Genomic DNA, 18,436 nt, shown 5'->3' with positions numbered 1-18,436 from the left:
CGCAACGCCGCGAAAACAAGAAGGTAACAAGCTTTGAGTTCAGTGATTCGCAACATCGCCATCATCGCGCACGTCGATCACGGCAAGACCACCCTCGTTGATGCCATGCTGCGGCAGAGCGGCACCTTCCGCGCCAACGAAGCCATGACGGACCGCGTCATGGACTCGAACGACCTCGAGCGCGAGCGCGGCATTACGATTCTGGCCAAGAACACGGCCGTCCTCTACAACGACACCAAGATCAACATCGTTGACACCCCGGGCCACGCCGACTTCGGCGGCGAAGTCGAGCGCGCACTCAAGATGGTTGACGGCGTCGTCCTCCTCGTCGACGCATCCGAAGGTCCGCTGCCCCAGACCCGTTTCGTGCTGGGCAAGGCGCTCGCCGCCGGCCTGACCCCGATCCTCGTCATCAACAAGATCGACCGTCCTGACGCTCGCGTGCAGGAAGTTCTGAACGAGGTCTATGACCTCTTCATCGACCTCGACGCCGACGAGAGCTTGCTCGACTTCCCCGTGGTCTACACCAACGGCAAGGCCGGTACGGCAACGCTGGACATGGCTGTCCCCGGCACCGATCTGCAGCCCCTCTTCGAGACCATCGCCAAGGCGATCGCACCCGCAACGGGCGATCCGGACGGCGCACTCCAGATCCTGGTCACGAACCTGGATTACTCGGACTACCTCGGCCGCCTCGGCATCGCCCGCGTCTTCAGCGGCACGTTGAAGACCGGCGACATGGTCAACATCGCGAAGCTTGACGGCTCGTTAATGCCCGTCAAGATCACCAAGCTCTTCTCCTTCAGCGGCTTGAAGCGCACCGACATCGAAGAGACCACCATCGGCGACATCATCGCGGTCGCCGGCGTCGCTGGCCTCACCATCGGTGAGACCATCACCGGCCTCGAGAATCCGCAGCCGCTGCCGAAGATCGTCATCGATGAGCCGACCATCGCCATCCAGTTCTCAGTCAATAACTCGCCCTTCGCCGGTCGTGAAGGTTCCTACGTCACCAGCCGCAACCTGCGCGAGCGTCTCGACAAGGAACTGCAGACCAACGTCTCCATCCGCGTCGAAGACACCGACAGCCCCGACACCTTCAAGGTGCTGGGCCGCGGCGAACTGCAGCTTGCCGTGCTGATCGAAATGATGCGCCGTGAGAGCTTCGAGCTCACCGTCGGCCGTCCCGAGATCGTCACCAAGCGCATCGACGGTCAGCTCATGGAGCCGGTCGAGTACGTCACCATCGACGTTCCGGAAGAGTTCGCCGGCACCGTCATCCAGAAGCTTGGACCCCGCAAGGGCGAAATGATCAAGATGCACGGCCAGGGCCGCATTCGCATGGAGTTCAAGGTGCCTTCGCGTGGCCTGATCGGCCTTCGCAGCGAAATGCTGACCGAGACCCGCGGCACCATCGTCATGAACACCCTCTTCGACGGATACATCCCCTACCAGGGCGAGATTCCGCAGCGCCCCACTGGCGCTCTGATCAGCGACCGTACCGGCGTCACCACCACCTACGCACTGAACGGCCTGCAGGAGCGCGGCACACTGTTCATGGGCGATGGCGTTGAAGTATACGAGGGCATGATCGTCGGCGAAAACAGCCGCGATAACGACCTCGACGTCAACGCTGTCCGCGAAAAGAAGCTCACGAACATGCGTGCTTCCTCCGCCGACGAAGCGCTTCGCCTCGTTCCTTACAAGCAGCTCACGCTCGAGCAGTGCATCGAGTTCATCGCCGACGACGAACAGGTGGAAGTCACCCCCAAGTCGCTCCGCATGCGCAAGAAGGTACTGCAGGCCAATCGCCGTCCCCGTCGTCAGGGCGCAGGCGGCGGCGAATAACACCGCATCCAAAACGCAAAAAGAAACGCAGCGAGCCAACAAGGTCGCTGCGTTCTTCTTTGCGCCAGGGCAGCACAAAGCCGGGCGCCATTCTTTCGCGGCTTTATCGCGAAAGGGTGGGTTATCCCGCGAAGCGCGACCGGTGATCTTGGCAAACCTCCCCTACGGCGCGGTCCGTTTCGATACCACCACCGAACCAGCGCCCAGACACAAGACGGCACCCGCGCAGATGCCCTCCCTCAGCTCCCGCTCTGTTAGCGTTAAAGCTGATGTCCGTGCCGCAGCAGACCCGTCTCGCAGCATCCCCTTCGGCTCCAGCCGAGGGTACCGCCGACCACAAGTCCGAGTCGCTGGGTCCGCCCGCCGCGCCGGTGTGGCTCCAGCGCCTGTCCCTGCTCGTGCTCGTTATCTTCTGCCTCTACCTTGGCCTGCTGATCGCCGTGCTGCCGTGGTGGAAGGATATGTGGGACCGCAACGCCCTGCTGCTCGAATACCCCGCACTGCGAGCCTTCCTCACCCGCGGGCCCGTTCGCGGCCTCATCAGCGGTCTCGGCGTTCTTGACCTCTGGATCGGCATCAGCGAACTCATCCACTACCGCGACTACCGCAATTAGTCCGCCCGTCCAGGCAGGTTTGCCTATCGCAAGATAAAGCTTCTGAAAGGGTAAAAGCCCATCGCTCCGCAGAGAGAGATGGGCTTTGAACGTGCCATTCCGCAGTTAGAAGACGCGCTTCGTCTTGTTTACCATTGCCTTCAGATCGAAAGTGACGCCCGCGTTCAAACCTTGCTTGTTAAACGTACGGACCCCCTCATCGCCCACCTGGTGGGTATAGAAGCCGAAGGCCGTCATGCCAGGAGCAAAGGTATAGGAGGCGTGGGCATAGGGCCGATTGCCGGTTCCATACGCATCGCCGTTCAGCGGAAAGCCCACGGCTGCGAGGAACCGATAGCCACTGTATACGCTGTAGTCCTTGTCGACGGACGCAAAGCCGATGTCTCCACTCAGTTTGCCAATCTTCTTCGATGCTGCGATCGCAAACCCCGATGCGCCGTTGATGGACAGCGGGGAGATGGGACCGAGCGGCGAAGTGGCGATCCCGGGAAAGGAGGTGGAGTTCAGACGCTCATACGCTTCCACGCGAATGCTGTCGATGAACTTCAACTCCCTGGTGCCGACGACAACTGCCTTGCGCAACGTGTTGGTTCCGGTGTCCGTTCCCGCCTGCCAGGTGTATTCGCCAGAGAAGCCGACCCGCTTCAGCTGCTTTTTGGCAAACACCTGCCGGTAATTGGACTTCTTCAGGCTACCCCCGCGATCGAACACGCTGGGTGTCGCGATATCGCCGAAGTAGGCGGTCGTGAATCCAACCTCGTCGAAGAACAGGTGCTTTGCGTCGTGAATGCGAACCCGCTCGCCCGAGAGGTAGCCGTCCTCGTCGAAGCTGGTAATTTCCGTCGAAAGACCGCGCTCAATGCCGAAGGAACCGAATTCGACAGTTACCTGCTTGACCGGTGTCGCGCTGAAGTACAACTCACGCAAATAGAACTGCCAACCGTTTGATTTGATATCGCCATGAGCCAGGTTCAGGCCTGTGGGATCGGAGAAGACAGCCTTTGTCACACCGAGGCGTTCCGCTGCCGTGGCGTTGTACGACGGGCTAAAGGTCGGAGCACCAACGCGATCCGCGAAGTTTTCCCCGGTGTAGCCGCCGAAAGACCAGTTGAAATAGCGGCCCGAGGAAGCGCGGAAGCCGATGTCGTAACGGCCTTGAGCGTCGAGCTTGATCTTGCCCGCAACCAGCGAACGCTGTTGGGCGTTATCGAAAAGATGAGCGCCGCCCGTAGCAAAGGCGTTGCGATAGCGCTCCGTGTGCGAGAGATCGGTGAGGTCCAGCCAGCGTTCCGTCAGGGAATGGTCGACCTGTTTTGGAGCGATTGCCTTTGCCGGAACCGAGCCCACGATCTCGGGGGACTTATTGTTCGCTGCAAAAATCTTTGCTGAGCAAAGTTGAGGCGCAACCGCCAGAACCACAGTGGAGAAAAGCTTTAGATGTTTGATGGTGGACCCTTCCGGCGATGCCTGGAAAAGGGGGAAACCTTTTCGTGAGGTCTTATCGGCACCTCGTGCGTTTCGTTTTAGGGGAACGCAGGGTCATGAAAGCTTGCGCCACCGGATCTTCACTACCGCGACTACCGCAACTAGGCCGATCCTACGCACCTCCGGCAGTGGTGCTAGGCTTTTCGCATGAAGGCCTTAGCACTCGTCCTCGCCACCTTCGCAGGCATCGCCGCCGCACAATCTCCCATCCCGCTGCCCAACGGAAAAGCCGTCACACTGCACGGCACCATCGAGTTCGTACCGCAGGGCCGCGTCCAGTTCGCTACGGTTCGGACGAAAGAAGCCTACGTTCCCATCCTCGGCAGCGCGGGCAAGACCAGACGCGGTACGGTGCTCCATCAGGTCGCCCTCAACGGCTACCACCGCTACGATCTGCTCGCAGCGCACCGCGGCCAGGCTGTGACCGTCACCGGCAAGATGATGACCAACGCCGGCAGCCCCTACTACTACAAGAACGCCTCACTCACGGCCACCAGCATCCGTCTGCAGGACGGCACAGAGTTACTGGGCGAGGCGCGTTCCCAGACCGTCGCAGCAGACGTCGGCATCGTACGCGCAACCGTCACGCTGCCCTCAGACCTCACCGCTCCCTGGACCTACGACGGCCCGGCCTTCAGCGACTCGCAGCGCCCCGCCGCCTGCAGCAGCAATGGAGGCGGTGACGTCGTCAACTGCTACTGCCCACTCAACTTCCGCGCAACAGAAGCCACCATGACCACCGGCAACGAACAAGCAGCCGGCAAGCTGATGGGCCAGATGGCCCAGTTCACCGTCGGCGACGAAGCCCGCACCGTCACCCTGAAGCTGAGCTGCATGCGCTAGTCATTTCGTAACAAACGAACCCGAATAGCCGCCCCCACAAATCGCATCTCATCGAGTGATGAACACGAAGACCACGCTCCCCGAGTTGCCGCTGGAACAAGCACCGCTTGCCTACGAAAACGAAGAGTTCCTCGACAGCCCCGATGCCCGCATGCTGCGCATCATGGCCGAATATCAGGAACCTATGGCACGCTTCCGCCGCGAGCGCATCCAGGACACCGTGGTCTTCTTCGGCAGCGCCCGCTTCGCCGCACTCGACGTCGCGCAGGGGCAGATGGAGCTGCTAGAAAACTCCTACTCCCAAGAGCTCGCGCCCACCGCCGAACAGCCCGCGCAGCCCGGCGACAGCGACGCCACCGACCTGCAAAGAGAACGCGCCAAGACCGCCATCGAGATGGCTGGCTTCTACGAAGACGCACGCAAACTCGCCTACATGCTCACCGACTGGGCCAAAGGCCTCCCCGGACGTCGCAGGCGTTTCGTCGTCACCAGCGGTGGCGGCCCGGGCATCATGGAAGCGGCAAATCGTGGCGCCTTCGAAGCCGGCGGCAAGACCATCGGCCTCAACATCGCACTCCCCTTTGAGCAGCGGCCCAACCCCTACATCACACCCGCGCTCAACTTCCAGTTTCACTACTTCTTCATGCGCAAGTTCTGGTTTGCGTACCTCGCGAAGGCGCTCGTCGTCTTCCCCGGCGGCTTCGGCACGCTCGACGAGATGTTCGAACTGCTGACACTCGCACAGACCCACAAGATGGCCAAGGATATGACGATCGTCATCTACGGCTCAGACTACTGGCGCGGCGTCATCAATCTCGATCTGCTCGCAGAAAAGGGCGCCATCGCCATGAAGGACAAAGACCTCTTCCGCTTTGCCGACACGCCCGAGGCAGCCTTTGCCATCCTGCGCGAAGGCTTGCAAAAGTACTGCCCGGAATGCCCGCCCGACGAAAAGGTCCCGGAAGAACCAGCACCCAACGCACAGGAAGCACTCGGCCCCGACATCGCCGCCACCCTGGGTTAGTGGGACAGAAACCCCTCAACCGCCTCAACAAACTTCCCGGGCTGTTCCAGCGAAGGCACATGCCCGCTCCGCTCGATCAGCACCAGCTTCGCACCCGAGATCGCCTCGGCGAACGAATGCGCCTGCGCCACCGGCACCGTGTGATCCTCAGCGCCCCAAACAATAAGCGTCGGTAACGCAATGCCGCGAGCCTTCTCGCCCACCGCTTCATTCCGCACCGCAGGATTGCTGCTGAAGGTGCTGGTCACCAGGCCATCGTTCGCAGTAAGCTTCGTAATGAACCGCCGCTTCGCAACCTCCGGCGTCACCAGCGTGGGATCGAAGAAGACCGACCGCAGTCCCGCAATCACCTCGCCGACCGTGCTGACCGAAAGGTGAACGGGCATCGTCGCAGAGTATCCGCTGGGCGGCAGAACAAAGCCCGCAGCATCCTCCAGGATTAGCCCCTCCGGCTTCGGCAGCATACTCGCCTGCTCCGACGCCTGCGCGGCGTAACTCGCGGCAACCCATCCACCAAGCGACTCACCTGCAAGGTCAAAGCGCTTGATCCCAGTGACGCGCAGGAACTCCGCCAGGAACTCGACATAAGTCTGCACGCGGTATGCGATCAGCGGCTTGTCACTCGCACCCGCACCGATCTGGTCCAGCGCAATCACGCGGCGGTGCTTCGCCAGCATCGGCAGTGACGGCCCGAAATCAACATCAGCCTGCGACCCGTAACCATGCAGCAGCACCAGCACCGGCTGGTCCGCAGACGCAGCCTTGCCCATGTCGTAGTAAGCGATGCTCTGCCCGAACACACGCACGTGATGCTGCGCGGGCAGCGGATGCCCGAAGATGTCTTCGTTGTGTTGAAGGGGTGCCGCGTGCGTTTGCGCATGGGGCAAAGCAGGAAGGCAGAGCGCGGTAAGCGCCAGGAGTGCGAAGCGTAAGTGAGTCGTCATAGTCTTCCGGTGGCCGCCGCCCAATTCAGGCAGTCGTCCCTTCCGAAAAGCCTACTCCATCGCCGCTACAGGGGCGCGTACGAACAGGAGCATGAGGCCCCGTTCTCATGGCTCTGTTATTTTGTCTGCCATGGGTGCGCCGCGTGTTGCCTTCCTTCCGGACTCCTTTCACGAAGTCAACGGCGTCGCCCACACGGCGCGCAACTTCACCGCATACGCCCAGCGGCAAGGGCTGCCCTTCCTCTCCATCCGCGCCGGCGCGCCCGGTTCCCGTGGCTCTGCGGCCATCGTCACGCAGGACTCCGTAACAGCCGTCGACCTCCCGCGCAGCCGCGCTGCCATCGCCATGGAGAAGGACCTTAGCTTCGACCCGCTCTTCGCGCGTTACAGTGCCTCCATCGGCCGGGCCCTGCACGACTTCCAACCCGACCTCATCCACATCACCGGCCCCAGCGAACTCGGTATCTTCGGCGCCTACTACGCCTGGAAGATGGGCATCCCCCTCGCCGCAAGCTGGCACACCAACGTGCACGAATACGCGGGCCGTCGCTCCGCCAGACTAGGCCCACGCGCAGCAACCTGGATCGAAGACGCCGCGCTCGCCGCAACCGCCCGCTTCTACCGCCTTGCACGCGTCCTCTACGCACCCAACGAAGAGCTCTGCACGCTCCTGCAGCAACGCACCCAGCGCCCCTGCCACGTCATGCGCCGAGGCGTCGACACAACGCTCTTCAACCCCGCAAAACGCACCCGCGCCAAGGACGACGACACCATCATCCTCGGCTACGTCGGACGCCTCTCCGTCGAGAAGAACATCGCCATGCTCCCACGCATCGAAGCCGCACTGCGCGAAGCCGGCATCACCAACACAAAATTCGTCATCGTAGGCCACGGCGGTGACGAAGCAGCCCTCCGTGCCTCACTCCCCACAGCCGCATTCGCCGGCGTCCTCCGCGGCGAAGCACTCGCAACCGCCTACGCCAACATGGACATCTTCGTCTTCCCGTCCGACACCGACACCTTCGGCAACGTCGTCCTCGAAGCCCTCGCCAGCGGCGTACCCGCCGTCGTCACAACCGGCGGCGGCCCAAAGTTCATCGTGCACGACGGCCAGACCGGCTTCGTCCGAACACCCTCGCTCATGGCCGAACCCATCGCCGACCTCGTGCGCGACGCCAGCCTCCGCCAACGCATGGCCCACGCCGCGCGCGAGTACGCCTTAGGCTGTCGCTGGGACGCTATCTTCGACGACGTCTACGCCCACTACCCGGCGGCGGCGCATCCGGATCCAGCACCGTAGAAGGCGCATAGCTGTCGCTCCGAATCTCCGCCAGCAGCGCCGCGCCCGCCGGCAACACACCCGTCTCCACATTCACCGATCCCATGCCGCCATCGGCCCGCAGAACCGGCCGCAGATACGCCCCACGCATCCCCTGCCCCGCCAGCGCCTGCGTCAGATGCAGCGTGATCGCCGCTCCCGTCGAATTCGCCACCAGCAGCAGACTCCCGCGCACACCCCGCTGCCGATCCCGCACCATCCATGCCCGCAGCCCCGGCGTCGCCGTCGCCACAACCGACGCCACACCCGACCGCAGTACTGCATGCGTACTTCGCAGCGTAAGCACCTGCTGCACCGCCGCGCGATCCTCCGCAGTCGTCAGCAGATCACTCTCCAGCACCGGCGCACCGCCCGACAGCAGCAGCGGCAAAAGATTCCGCAACGCCGGAATCGACCCCGGCAGATGCGCCCCCGGATCATCCGCCGAAACCACGCTCGACGGCCCCTCCTTCGCAATCTCCACCACCTGCGTCCCCGAACCCGAACCAGCAGCCGCGCCCGACTCAACATCCTGAGCCGACACAACATGCAGCGTGATCGGATCCCGCCGAGCAGCCGCCGCACCACGAGCAGCAGACGCACCACGAGCAGCAGACGCACCACGAGCAGCAGACGCACCACGCGCAGACACCGCTTCCCCCACAGTCCGAGCCATCAAAATCCGCTGCCCTGGAAAGCGATCCAGAGTAGTCCGCAACGCCCGCGCCGCATCCATCTCCGCAGCCGTCACATCGCCCAGATCGAACCCCGCAATACCCCGGTTCAACCAGAACCGCACAGCACCCGCCCCGCGTTCGCCCTGCGTACTCGCCAGTGGCAACCGCAGCAGCACATGCATCCGCCGCGCCGACGCCTCGCGCAGCAACGCATCCAGATCTTCCTCAGAGCCAAAGCGCGGCGCAAATGGCAGCGCGGCATCCGCCGGCGGCTGCAGATCCGGCAGCAGGATGCTATCCGCACTCACCGCGCTCATATTCTCAATGCCCTTCGCAACCTCCGCAAAGGTCGTCTCAGCGCTGAAGCGCACAAACGCCGCATGCTTCCACCAGGCCTCTGGCGTGATGCTGTTGCCGCGCCAGCCCGCATGCGCCAGTTGCTGCCCGCGCGCCACGGCACAGACCCCGCAAAAAAACATTCCGGAGAGCAGGCGGCGGCGCGAGAAGGACATGCCACAACGTTAGTTGCGGCAGCCAATCGGAGCAAGTACCGCCGATCTGCGAAAATGGACCTATGCTGCATCTTGCCGACGGGTCCAAGCGCTTTGGGCACAAGCTCTTATTTGAAGGCGCCAACTGGCTCATCACCCCCGACGAACGCACCGGCCTCGTCGGCGGCAACGGCACCGGCAAATCCACACTCCTCAAGGTCCTCGCAGGCGTTGAGCAGCTCGACGGTGGCCAACTCAACCGCAGCAAGGGCCTCACCATCGGCTACCTGCCGCAGGACGGCCTCGTCATGCGAGGCAAGACGGTCTTTGAGGAGTGCCTCAGCGTCTTCCACGAAGCCCTCTCCATGGACAAGGAGATGGACACGCTCAGCGACCAGCTCGCGCACTTCGATCCCGCATCGCCCGAATACGCCGCGGTGGCCGATCGGTTCAGCCTCGTCAGCGACACGCTGCAGCAGCACGATCTCTACAACCTCGACGCGCAGGTCGGCGCCGTCCTCGGCGGCCTCGGTTTCAGCAAGGACGACTGGCGCCGCCAGACCGACGAGTTCAGCGGCGGTTGGCAGATGCGCATCGCGCTCGCCAAGCTGCTGCTCGAAAAGCCATCGCTCCTGCTCCTCGACGAACCCACCAACCATCTCGACCTCGAAACCCGCAACTGGCTCGAAGAGTATCTGCGCAGCTATCCCCGCGCCTTCATCCTCATCTCGCATGACCGATACTTCCTCGACGTCACCGTCACCAAGATCACCGAGGTATGGAACAAGCGCGTCTGGTTCTACACCGGCGGCTACGAAAAGTACGTCAAGCAGAAGACCGAGCGCCGCGAACAACTCGCCAAGGACTACGCCAATCAGCGCGATCGCATCGAGCAGCTTGAAGCCTTCATCAATCGCTTCCGCTTCCAGGCCACCAAGGCCAAGCAGGTGCAAAGCCGCATTAAGGAACTCGACAGGATCGAACGCATCGAAGTGCCGGAGGATGAAGAGACCATCCACTTCGCCTTCCCGCAGCCGCCTGCCAGCGGACGCACCGTCTGCGAAGTAACAAACCTCTCCAAGCGTTACGACCCCAAGCAGATCCTGTCGAACGTAAACTTCACCATTGAGCGCGGCGATCGCATCGCGCTCGTGGGCCCCAACGGCGCGGGTAAATCAACGCTCATCCGCATGTTGTCGAAGCTCGAAGAACCCACCACCGGCTCCGTGCGCTTCGGCCACAACGTCGTTGCCGACTACTTCGCGCAGGACCAGTACAAGGTGCTTGACCCCAACGCCAAGATGCTCGACGACATCAACGCATCCGCACCGAAGGTCGCGCCGGTCGAGCTACGCAACCTGCTCGGCGCATTCCTCTTCGCAGGCGACGATGTGTACAAGCAGCTCGGCGTACTCAGCGGCGGTGAGCGCAATCGTTACGCACTCGCACGCATGCTCGTCTCACCCGCAAACTTCATCCTGCTCGACGAGCCGACCAACCACCTCGACCTCCGCGCAAAGGACGTCCTGCTCGAAGCCATCCGCGCCTTCACCGGCACCGTGCTCTTCGTCTCGCACGATCGCTACTTCATCGACGGCCTCGCAACGCGCGTCTTCGAGTGCGACCACGGCGGCGTACAGGTCTACCCCGGCAACTACGAGGACTATCTCTGGCGCAAGAACGGCGGCCCGGAGTCCTTGCAGGCAGCCGCCATCGAGATGCAGCGCGCACACATCCCCGTCGTCGAGACACCCGTCGCTGTCATCTCGCCCGTCACCACCCCAGCCGTCGTAAACGTGAAGAAGCTGAACCCCATCAAGCTGAAACAGATGCAGGACCGCATCCGCTTCGCCGAAGACGAGATGCCGCGCATGGAAGACCGCATGACCGCGCTCGAAACAGCCATGGGCAACTTCGTCTCCGCAGAAGAGTCGCAGAAGCAGACCGCCGAACTCGCCACACTGCGCAAGCAACACGAAGCACTCATGCTCGAGTGGGAAGAGCTCTCAACACAACTGGAAGAACAAGGCGCGGCTGTTTAAGTCCTTATCGCTTCTTGCGCAAAGCGATCTCTAATCCCGCAACAACACCACGGCCCGGCATGCGAACGGCCAGCACCTCTGCATATCCCGAATTAGTTAGATTGGTTAACTGCACATAGGGATGCAGCCAACCTGCCTCGCGCGACATACTCAGATCCATCACGGCATACGGCGCCAGGCCATAGCGCTGCGTCACCGCGAACGCCGGTCGCAACTTGATGCCATGCCGTTCCTGCACGAACCACTCCACCTCCGCACGATTCACCGGATAGCTGAAGAGATACTGCGACTGTTGCCCGTTCAACGCACTCTGCGCACCGAAGGTCGCCGTCCAACTCACGCGCAGTTGCTGCCCCGCCGCAGGGCTCGCCTGCACCGATGTCTCCACACCGGCAAGCCGTACCTGCGCCAGATTACTCGCCTGCCACTTCGCCTGCGGACCACTCCTCAGATACTCAATCGCGTTACTCTGCTGCGAGAGAAATCCCGTCACTGAAACAACGGTCGACTTGCCCCGATACCAGTCCGCGCCACCGTCATAACTCCACGCCGATTCGGGCTTCAGGGCAGCATTACTGATCGTTGTCGGATCGTTGTAATAGAGGTCCGTGTAAGTCGGCAACCGGAATCCATACCCCGCACTCCCTCGCAGCTTCCACTGCCCATGCAGCAGCACACTCGCTGCAAACGTAGGTGCGGAGACAACGCGACCACCACTCAACACCTCTTCGCGCAAACCGGCTGAGAACGTCGCGGTCCCCGCGTGAATATCCGCATCGATGTAACCCGCGCCACGGTTGCGTCCATGCTTACCCAGCGCGTTACTGCGAATGCTGTCCGTGTTCTCCTCGATGCCCGCAAAGATTCTGCCAATGCGACCAATCGATCGGCCGTGGCGCACCGCGCCCTGCCAGCTCTGATCGATGTGGTTGTTCTCATACACTGACGGACGATTGCGGATCAGGTCATAGACATCCGCATGACGCCGGTACGCCAGCGCCGCAGTGGTCTTCGCTCCAAGGCCCTGCGTCACCGATGCAAACCAACCCTTTGTCCGCTCCCACGAAGGATAGTTGCCATAGAACTGGTCGGCACCGAAGGCCCGGTCACTCGCAGCGGCAAGCACATCCGTCTCGCCCAGCCGTGTCGTCGCGCGACCTTCCACGCTGGCGCTCTCACTGCGATAGTCACGATTCGGCATAAAGCCGCTGGAAAAATCACGCGCACCCGCAACCACCAGGCTGCTGCGGCTTCCATTCACTGCACCAACAAAGCTGCCCGTATTTACGCCATAGTTGCCGCCGCCCGCACGCAGTCGCAGGGAACTCTCCTTGGGCCGCCACGTCGTCACATTCACCACGCCGCCCAACGCATCGGAGCCATAGATCGTAGATCCCGCACCATGCAGCACATCGATACCGGCAAGCGCCGGAAACGGCACGGGGATATCGAGATTGAAGTGCGACGTCTGCGCATCGTTCACCCGCAGGCCGTTCAGCAGCACCAACGTCTGTTCAAAGCTGCTGCCGCGGACCGAGATATCCGACTGCACACCCACGGGACCACGTTGACGAATATCCACCGAAGCATCCGTCCGCAGTGAGTCCTGAAGACTCTGTAACTGCAGACTGCGCTCCTGCGTCTCCAGCACCGTGACGGAGCGGGCGCTCTGCCCCAGCGCAACAGGCTCCGCATCGCCCACAACGGTCACGGTGTCCTTCACATCGGGAACCACGGCAACAGGCTTCGTGGACTGCTGTGCCACTGCGTGAAAGCAGTTCGCTGTAAGTAGGAAGCTGACAGAAAAGGCCCTGCAGGCTGAGACGAACATCCCCTTGGAGAACAGCTGCAGCATCTCTCGCAGTGTACGTCGCCATCCGGGCGAACTGTCTGCGCCCTATCTGTCGTATCGTGAAGACACTCTTTTGAAGGACGAGAGCCCGACATGTCCGACGAGATCACGCCCCAGGCAAAACCCATCGCAACCACCGGCGAACCCGAATGGTTTCCACCCGCGCAGGACGACAGCATCACCACTCATCCACCGGAGCCGGCCTCCGGCATTCGCCGCATCTTCTTCGGCGACGATGGCCTCCGCGCAGGCTGGGCGCTGTTGCTTTGGTTCACCTTCATCTCCATGATCGGCCGTGGCGTCAGTGCCATGGTGCGCCTGCTTCTGAACGGACACGTCGCGCCCCACACCAACCCGGAGTGGCTGACGCTCTCCATGTCCACGATAAGTTTCTTCGTCGTCGCCGCAGCAGCTCTCGTCGTCTCTCGCATCGAGCGGCGGCCATGGGCCACCTACGGCATCGGATCGCTGCGCGGCCGTGCGGGCGAACTCGGCATGGGGCTGCTGTGGGGCTTCGTCGCTCTCTCACTCCTCGTGGGCGCGCTTCACGCCACCGGCTATCTCACCTTTGGTGGCTTCAATCTTCACGGCGGCGCCAACATCATCCTGTGGGCCATCCTCTTCGCACTGTCGTTCCTCATGACAGGCTTCTTTGAAGAGTTCGCATTCCGCGGCTTCCCGCAGTTCACCCTCACACGCGGCATCGCCGGCATTCTGCGCAGCGCAGGTCTTGAAGACCGCGCTAAAGCCGTCTCCTTCTGGATCACGGCCATCCTGCTCGCCATCCTCTTCGGTGCAGTGCACGCGGGGAATCCCGGCGAAGGCCGCATCGGCCTGATCGCCGCAGGCCTCATCGGCTTCCTCTTCGCCTTCAGCCTGTGGCGCACCGGATCACTCTGGTGGGCCATCGGCTTCCACGCCGCATGGGACTGGGCTGAGTCCTACTTCTATGGCACCTCCGACAGCGGTCTCGTCCTGCCCCATCGCCTGCTCATCACGCAGCCACAGGGCAACCCACTCTACAGCGGCGGAACCATCGGACCAGAAGGCAGCATCTTCATCGTCGTCATCATCGCCATAGTGGCCGCCATCATCGCACTCACGCTGAAGCCCAGACCCGGCTCACCCTCCACGGAGCAGTAAGCATCGGGTGCCCCATTCATGACGGCATCATCGTCATGAGTGGGATCACACAACCACCAGGTCACACGTCAAAGACCCAAACGCCGGGTGCCCCACCTTCGCGAAGCTAAGGTGGGGATTCGTGCAAAGCACGAACCGCTTTCCTTCCGGCATCTCTGCGACCATGCCGGAATGCGTTCCCCATCCATGACAGCAACAACGTCATGAGTGCAACCACCAGGTCACACGTCAAAGACCCAAACGCAGGACGGCCCGCCTTTGGTACCCACTTGCTCCATCAGGCATAATCGAAGTCATGGCGGGTCTGTGGCAACCGGCAAACTGGAGTCAGCGGCTAGCCGAGCTTGAGGCAAGCACGCCTGAGTTGAAGTCTGCACCTCTACGTCGCGATGTGCGCTCCCTCGGCACACTGCTGGGCGAAGTCCTGCGCGAGCAGGTGGGTGAAGACCTCTTCGAACAAGTCGAAACACTGCGTCGCCTCGCAGCCGAGCGGCGACAGGCCGAATTCGACGGCGATCACGCACTCGCATCCAGCGCACTGCAACAGGCGCTCCTGCTGGTTCACACGCTGCCCGTCGATCGTGCCTATCAGCTCGCGCGCGCCTTCGGCTTCTACTTCGAACTCATCAATCTTGCAGAGACCAACCATCGCAAGCGCCGCCGCCTCGCAGGCGGTCTGCGCAGCGATGCGGAACCCCAGCGCGGCAGCCTGCAGGGCACACTGCGCCGTATGCGCAAGGCCGGCTATACCGCCGACGAAGCACTCGAGCTCCTGCGCAAGATCTGCGTCACACCCGTCTTCACGGCACACCCCACTGAGGTCGCGCGCCGCTCTGTCATCAGCAAGCGCCATCGCATCGCACAGCTCCTGGAAGACCTCGACCGCATCCCCGTCAGCGACGAGGCCCTCGAGCAACTCGAGCGCGGCCTGCTGACCGAGATCACCGGCCTGTGGCAGACAGACGATGTGCGTCTGCAGCGACCCGCCGTCATCGACGAAGTCCGCATGGGCCTCGACTACTTCAACGACAGCATCTTCGAGACGCTGCCGACGCTCTACGCCGAAGTACGCCGCGCACTCCACAAGGAGTATGGCCTTGATCTGGCGCTGACCGACCTGCCGACTCTCGTCACCTTCGGCTCCTGGATCGGTGGAGACCGCGACGGCAATCCCTTCGTCACACCGCAGGTCACGCGCGAAGCTCTCGCCATGTCCCGCGAGGTCCTCCGTACCCACTATCGCGAACGCCTCGTGGAAGCGGCGAAGCACATCTCGTCCTCCACGCAACAGGCCGCCGCCAGCCCCGCACTCATCGCAGCAGTCGACGACTACCTGCGCCAGATTCCGGTCGCCGGCGAGGAGATGCGCGCACGCTTCCTCTGCGAACAGATCCGCGTCCTGCTCACCTGCATGCTCGCCCGCCTCGGCACAGAGAGCGAACTCTTCATCGCTCCCGCAGACACCGACCGACTGCCGCCCTACGCCAGCGCCGACGAACTGCTGCACGACCTCAGCCTCATCCGCGAGTCGTTGATGGAAAACCGCGGCGAACGCATCGCCGAGAGCATCATCGATCCCCTGATCATCGAGGTCCGCACCTACGGGCTGCACCTGCAGACGCTCGACATCCGCCAGCACGCCAAGGTGCACGACGCCGCCGTGACCGAGATCACCTCCTGGCGCGCCGACGGTTCCCTGCCCACACCCATCTCCGAAGCCTCGGCGGAGGTCATCGATACCTTCCGCACCGTCGCCGCGGTCAAGCGCGCCGGCGATCCGAAGAGCATCCGGCAGTACGTCATCAGCGGCGCGACAAGCGCCGAAGATGTCCTGAAAACCATCTGGCTCGCTCGCCTCGGAGGCGTCACCGTCGAGCACACGGAACAGGATCCCGGCATCCTGATCGCTCCGTTGTTTGAATCGATTCAAGATTTGCAAAACGCGCCCGATATATGCCGCGAATTGTGGACAAATGAGGCCTACCAGCCGCTCCTCGAAAGCTCCGGACGCCGCCAGGAAGTCATGCTCGGCTACTCAGACTCCAATAAAGACGGGGGAATGATCGCCTCCACCTGGGAAGTCTGGAAGGCCCACCGCGCAGTCCACACCGTAGCCCGCGAATGCAAAGTAAAACTGCGCCTCTTCCACGGCCGCGGAGGCACGGTAGGCCGCGGCGGCGGCCCCACACATCGCGCGTTGTATGCACAGCCACTGGACAGTTTCAACGGCCAGATGCGCATCACCGAGCAGGGCGAAGTCCTCAACTTCAAGTACAGCGACGTAGTCCTCGCAGAGCGCAATCTCGAACTCATGATCGCCGCCTCGCTCGACGCCGTCGCACGCCCCGACCTGCGCAGTTGCGGCGGCTGCAGCACGCACCTGACAGGCGCCATCGAACCCGCATGGGAAGCGGCGATGGACTCACTAGCCGAGTGGTCATTCGAGCGTTATCGCACCGACATCCTCGACAACCCGGACACCTTCGATTACTTCCAGCAAGCCACTCCGGTCGCAGAACTGGAGCACGCCAAGATCGGTTCGCGCCCGGCCAAGCGCACCGGCAAGCGGTCCCTTGCAGACTTGCGAGCAATCCCGTGGGTCTTCGGCTGGATGCAGTCGCGTCACACAGTACCCGCCTGGTACGGCGTGGGCACTGCGATGGAGCGTTTCACATCCGATCACGCCGACGGCCTTGAGCAACTGCAGCGCATGGCGCGTGACTTCCCGCTCTTCCTTGACATGGTTCGCAACGTTGAAACAGCGCTCGCCAAGAGCGACTTCGGCATCGCCCAGATGTACGCCTCACTGGTAGCGGATGAAGAGCTGCGCAACCGCGTTTATCCCATGTTGAAGGATGAGTTCGAGCGCACGCGATCGATGATCCTGCTCATCACGCAGCAGGCCGATCTGTTGGAACAGAACGCCGTGCTGGCCCAGTCAATTCGTCTGCGGAACCCGTACGTCGATCCCATGAGCTGGATCCAGGTTGACCTTTTGCGGCGCAAGCGTGAAGCCAGCGAGGCCGACGAAGGCGCCATTAATCGTGCCATTACGGGAACCATTAACGGCATCAGCGCCGGGCTGCGAAACACGGGCTGACCACCCATTTGTGTCACATCGCGAAACGAATGCCAGTGCTAGTGTGTACATAATTCTGGCAATTACAGATGAGCTTTTCACCGCTGATCCTCCCCTCCAGCGGTTAAGGAGACCTTCTGAACTACACACTGCACGTTTCGCGGCATGCTTTTTCCGCAGCAGCTCTCATGTTCGCCATCGCTGGTCCCTGCATGGCGAACGGCCAGGCATACTCCTCTACACCGTCACCATCGGACACTAGCAGCAGCCAGTCGCAACAGGACAGTGGCAGCACTTTGACCGCGCCTGCTCCATCCGCAGGCATGACGCGGGAGGAGCTGAGGCGCACACCCACCAGAGATCTCTGGAAGCACCCAGGCATTGGCATCATCGTAGGCGTCAATGGTGTGGGCCTCGATTTCGCCGAGCCGATAGGCCAGCATTTGAATTTTCGTATCGGCGGCGAGTACCTCAAGTACACCGGCAACTTCACCAGCGACGGCGCACAGATCGACGCGTCACTCAAGGTGGGGGGCGGCCACATGGCGATCGATTACTATCCCTGGCACAACGGTTTCCGGATCAGCCCGCAGCTTCGCTTCGCCGTGCAGACCGAGGCAAACGTGAACGTGCTGGTTCCCGCGGGGCAGCAGATCAGCCTGGATGGCGGCCAGTACGTCTCCAGCAACGCCAACCCTTTGCACGGCACTGGCCTCGTCAGCACGCGCAAGGTGGCACCCGGCATCTCGATCGGCTACGGAAACCTGAGCCCGCGGCATGGCGCACACTTCTCATTCCCGGTGGAGTTCGGCTTCTATTACATCGGTCAGCCGAAGTTCGACGTCACCTTTGTGGGTAGCGCCTGCGATCCGCGTTTCCCCCAACCCATCGGCTGCCAGGATGTCGCCTCGGACGCCAGCTTCCAATCGGATCTCAGGAAGTTCACCGCACGCCAGAACAACAACCTGAGCTACGCATCGTTCTTTCCCATCGCATCCGCAGGCGTCGGGTATCGCTTCTAACGCACCTCCTCAGTATTAAAAAGACAAGGCCGTCCAGACTGGGCGGCCTTCGTC

At 62.3% G+C, this 18,436-nt stretch carries 13 protein-coding genes; 9 read left to right on the top strand and 4 right to left on the bottom strand.

What is annotated here, in order from left to right; genetic code table 11:
* The first annotated feature begins 33 nt into the window (after window positions 1-33).
* Entirely contained in the window at window positions 34-1,848 is a 1,815-nt protein-coding gene (gene typA, locus TERRO_RS02300; protein ID WP_014784384.1) for a translational GTPase TypA, read from the top strand.
* 269 nt (window positions 1,849-2,117) lie between these two features.
* A complete protein-coding gene (locus tag TERRO_RS02295) occupies window positions 2,118-2,462 on the top strand; it encodes a hypothetical protein (RefSeq protein ID WP_014784383.1) in 345 nt (114 codons plus the stop codon).
* A gap of 105 nt (window positions 2,463-2,567) precedes the next feature.
* On the opposite strand, the gene TERRO_RS02290 is transcribed toward TERRO_RS02295, so the two are convergent.
* Window positions 2,568-3,809 carry a hypothetical protein gene (locus TERRO_RS02290; RefSeq protein ID WP_041592408.1) on the bottom strand — a complete coding sequence of 414 codons (1,242 nt, stop codon included), beginning with the start codon at window positions 3,807-3,809 and terminating at the stop codon, window positions 2,568-2,570.
* A 285-nt stretch (window positions 3,810-4,094) separates the two neighbouring features.
* Between TERRO_RS02290 and TERRO_RS02285 the strand changes: the two genes are divergently transcribed.
* The gene (locus TERRO_RS02285; RefSeq protein ID WP_014784381.1) at window positions 4,095-4,790 is read left to right on the top strand and encodes a hypothetical protein; all 696 of its coding nucleotides are present in this window, start codon (window positions 4,095-4,097) and stop codon (window positions 4,788-4,790) included.
* A 58-nt stretch (window positions 4,791-4,848) separates the two neighbouring features.
* Window positions 4,849-5,814, top strand: a complete 966-nt coding sequence (locus TERRO_RS02280; protein ID WP_014784380.1) for an LOG family protein — start codon at window positions 4,849-4,851, stop codon at window positions 5,812-5,814.
* Here TERRO_RS02280 and TERRO_RS02275 read toward each other — a convergent pair.
* The gene (locus TERRO_RS02275; protein ID WP_014784379.1) at window positions 5,811-6,758 is read right to left on the bottom strand and encodes an alpha/beta fold hydrolase; all 948 of its coding nucleotides are present in this window, start codon (window positions 6,756-6,758) and stop codon (window positions 5,811-5,813) included. The two genes, TERRO_RS02280 and TERRO_RS02275, sit on opposite strands and share 4 nt — an antisense overlap.
* Before the next feature lie 91 nt (window positions 6,759-6,849).
* Between TERRO_RS02275 and TERRO_RS02270 the strand changes: the two genes are divergently transcribed.
* Window positions 6,850-8,058, top strand: coding sequence for a glycosyltransferase (locus tag TERRO_RS02270; RefSeq protein ID WP_245536191.1), 1,209 nt, complete (start codon window positions 6,850-6,852; stop codon window positions 8,056-8,058).
* Here TERRO_RS02270 and TERRO_RS02265 read toward each other — a convergent pair.
* Window positions 7,997-9,265: an alpha-amylase family protein gene (locus TERRO_RS02265; protein WP_014784377.1), complete on the bottom strand. Its 1,269-nt coding sequence runs from the start codon at window positions 9,263-9,265 to the stop codon at window positions 7,997-7,999. The genes TERRO_RS02270 and TERRO_RS02265 overlap by 62 nt on opposite strands.
* Before the next feature lie 62 nt (window positions 9,266-9,327).
* Between TERRO_RS02265 and abc-f the strand changes: the two genes are divergently transcribed.
* Window positions 9,328-11,286 (top strand): ribosomal protection-like ABC-F family protein, encoded by a 1,959-nt coding sequence (gene abc-f / locus TERRO_RS02260; RefSeq protein ID WP_014784376.1) that lies wholly within the window; start codon window positions 9,328-9,330, stop codon window positions 11,284-11,286.
* A gap of 4 nt (window positions 11,287-11,290) precedes the next feature.
* Here abc-f and TERRO_RS02255 read toward each other — a convergent pair whose 3' ends face one another.
* Window positions 11,291-13,141 (bottom strand): TonB-dependent receptor plug domain-containing protein, encoded by a 1,851-nt coding sequence (locus TERRO_RS02255; RefSeq protein WP_014784375.1) that lies wholly within the window; start codon window positions 13,139-13,141, stop codon window positions 11,291-11,293.
* 90 nt (window positions 13,142-13,231) lie between these two features.
* Here TERRO_RS02255 and TERRO_RS02250 point away from each other — a divergent pair, with 90 nt between their 5' ends.
* From TERRO_RS02250 to TERRO_RS02240, 3 genes are all read left to right on the top strand, one after another.
* Complete coding sequence (locus TERRO_RS02250) at window positions 13,232-14,281, top strand: CPBP family intramembrane glutamic endopeptidase (RefSeq protein WP_014784374.1); 1,050 nt, start codon at window positions 13,232-13,234, stop codon at window positions 14,279-14,281.
* A 295-nt stretch (window positions 14,282-14,576) separates the two neighbouring features.
* On the top strand, window positions 14,577-17,381 hold the full coding sequence (locus TERRO_RS02245; protein WP_014784373.1) for a phosphoenolpyruvate carboxylase: 2,805 nt from the start codon (window positions 14,577-14,579) through the stop codon (window positions 17,379-17,381).
* 167 nt (window positions 17,382-17,548) lie between these two features.
* Entirely contained in the window at window positions 17,549-18,382 is an 834-nt protein-coding gene (locus TERRO_RS02240) for a hypothetical protein (RefSeq protein WP_014784372.1), read from the top strand.
* The last annotated feature ends 54 nt before the right edge of the window (window positions 18,383-18,436 follow it).

The sequence above is a fragment of the Terriglobus roseus DSM 18391 genome (assembly GCF_000265425.1).
GTDB lineage: Bacteria > Acidobacteriota > Terriglobia > Terriglobales > Acidobacteriaceae > Terriglobus > Terriglobus roseus.
Note: the sequence above shows the minus strand (reverse complement) of the source record. Positions and strands in the feature narration are given on the sequence as shown.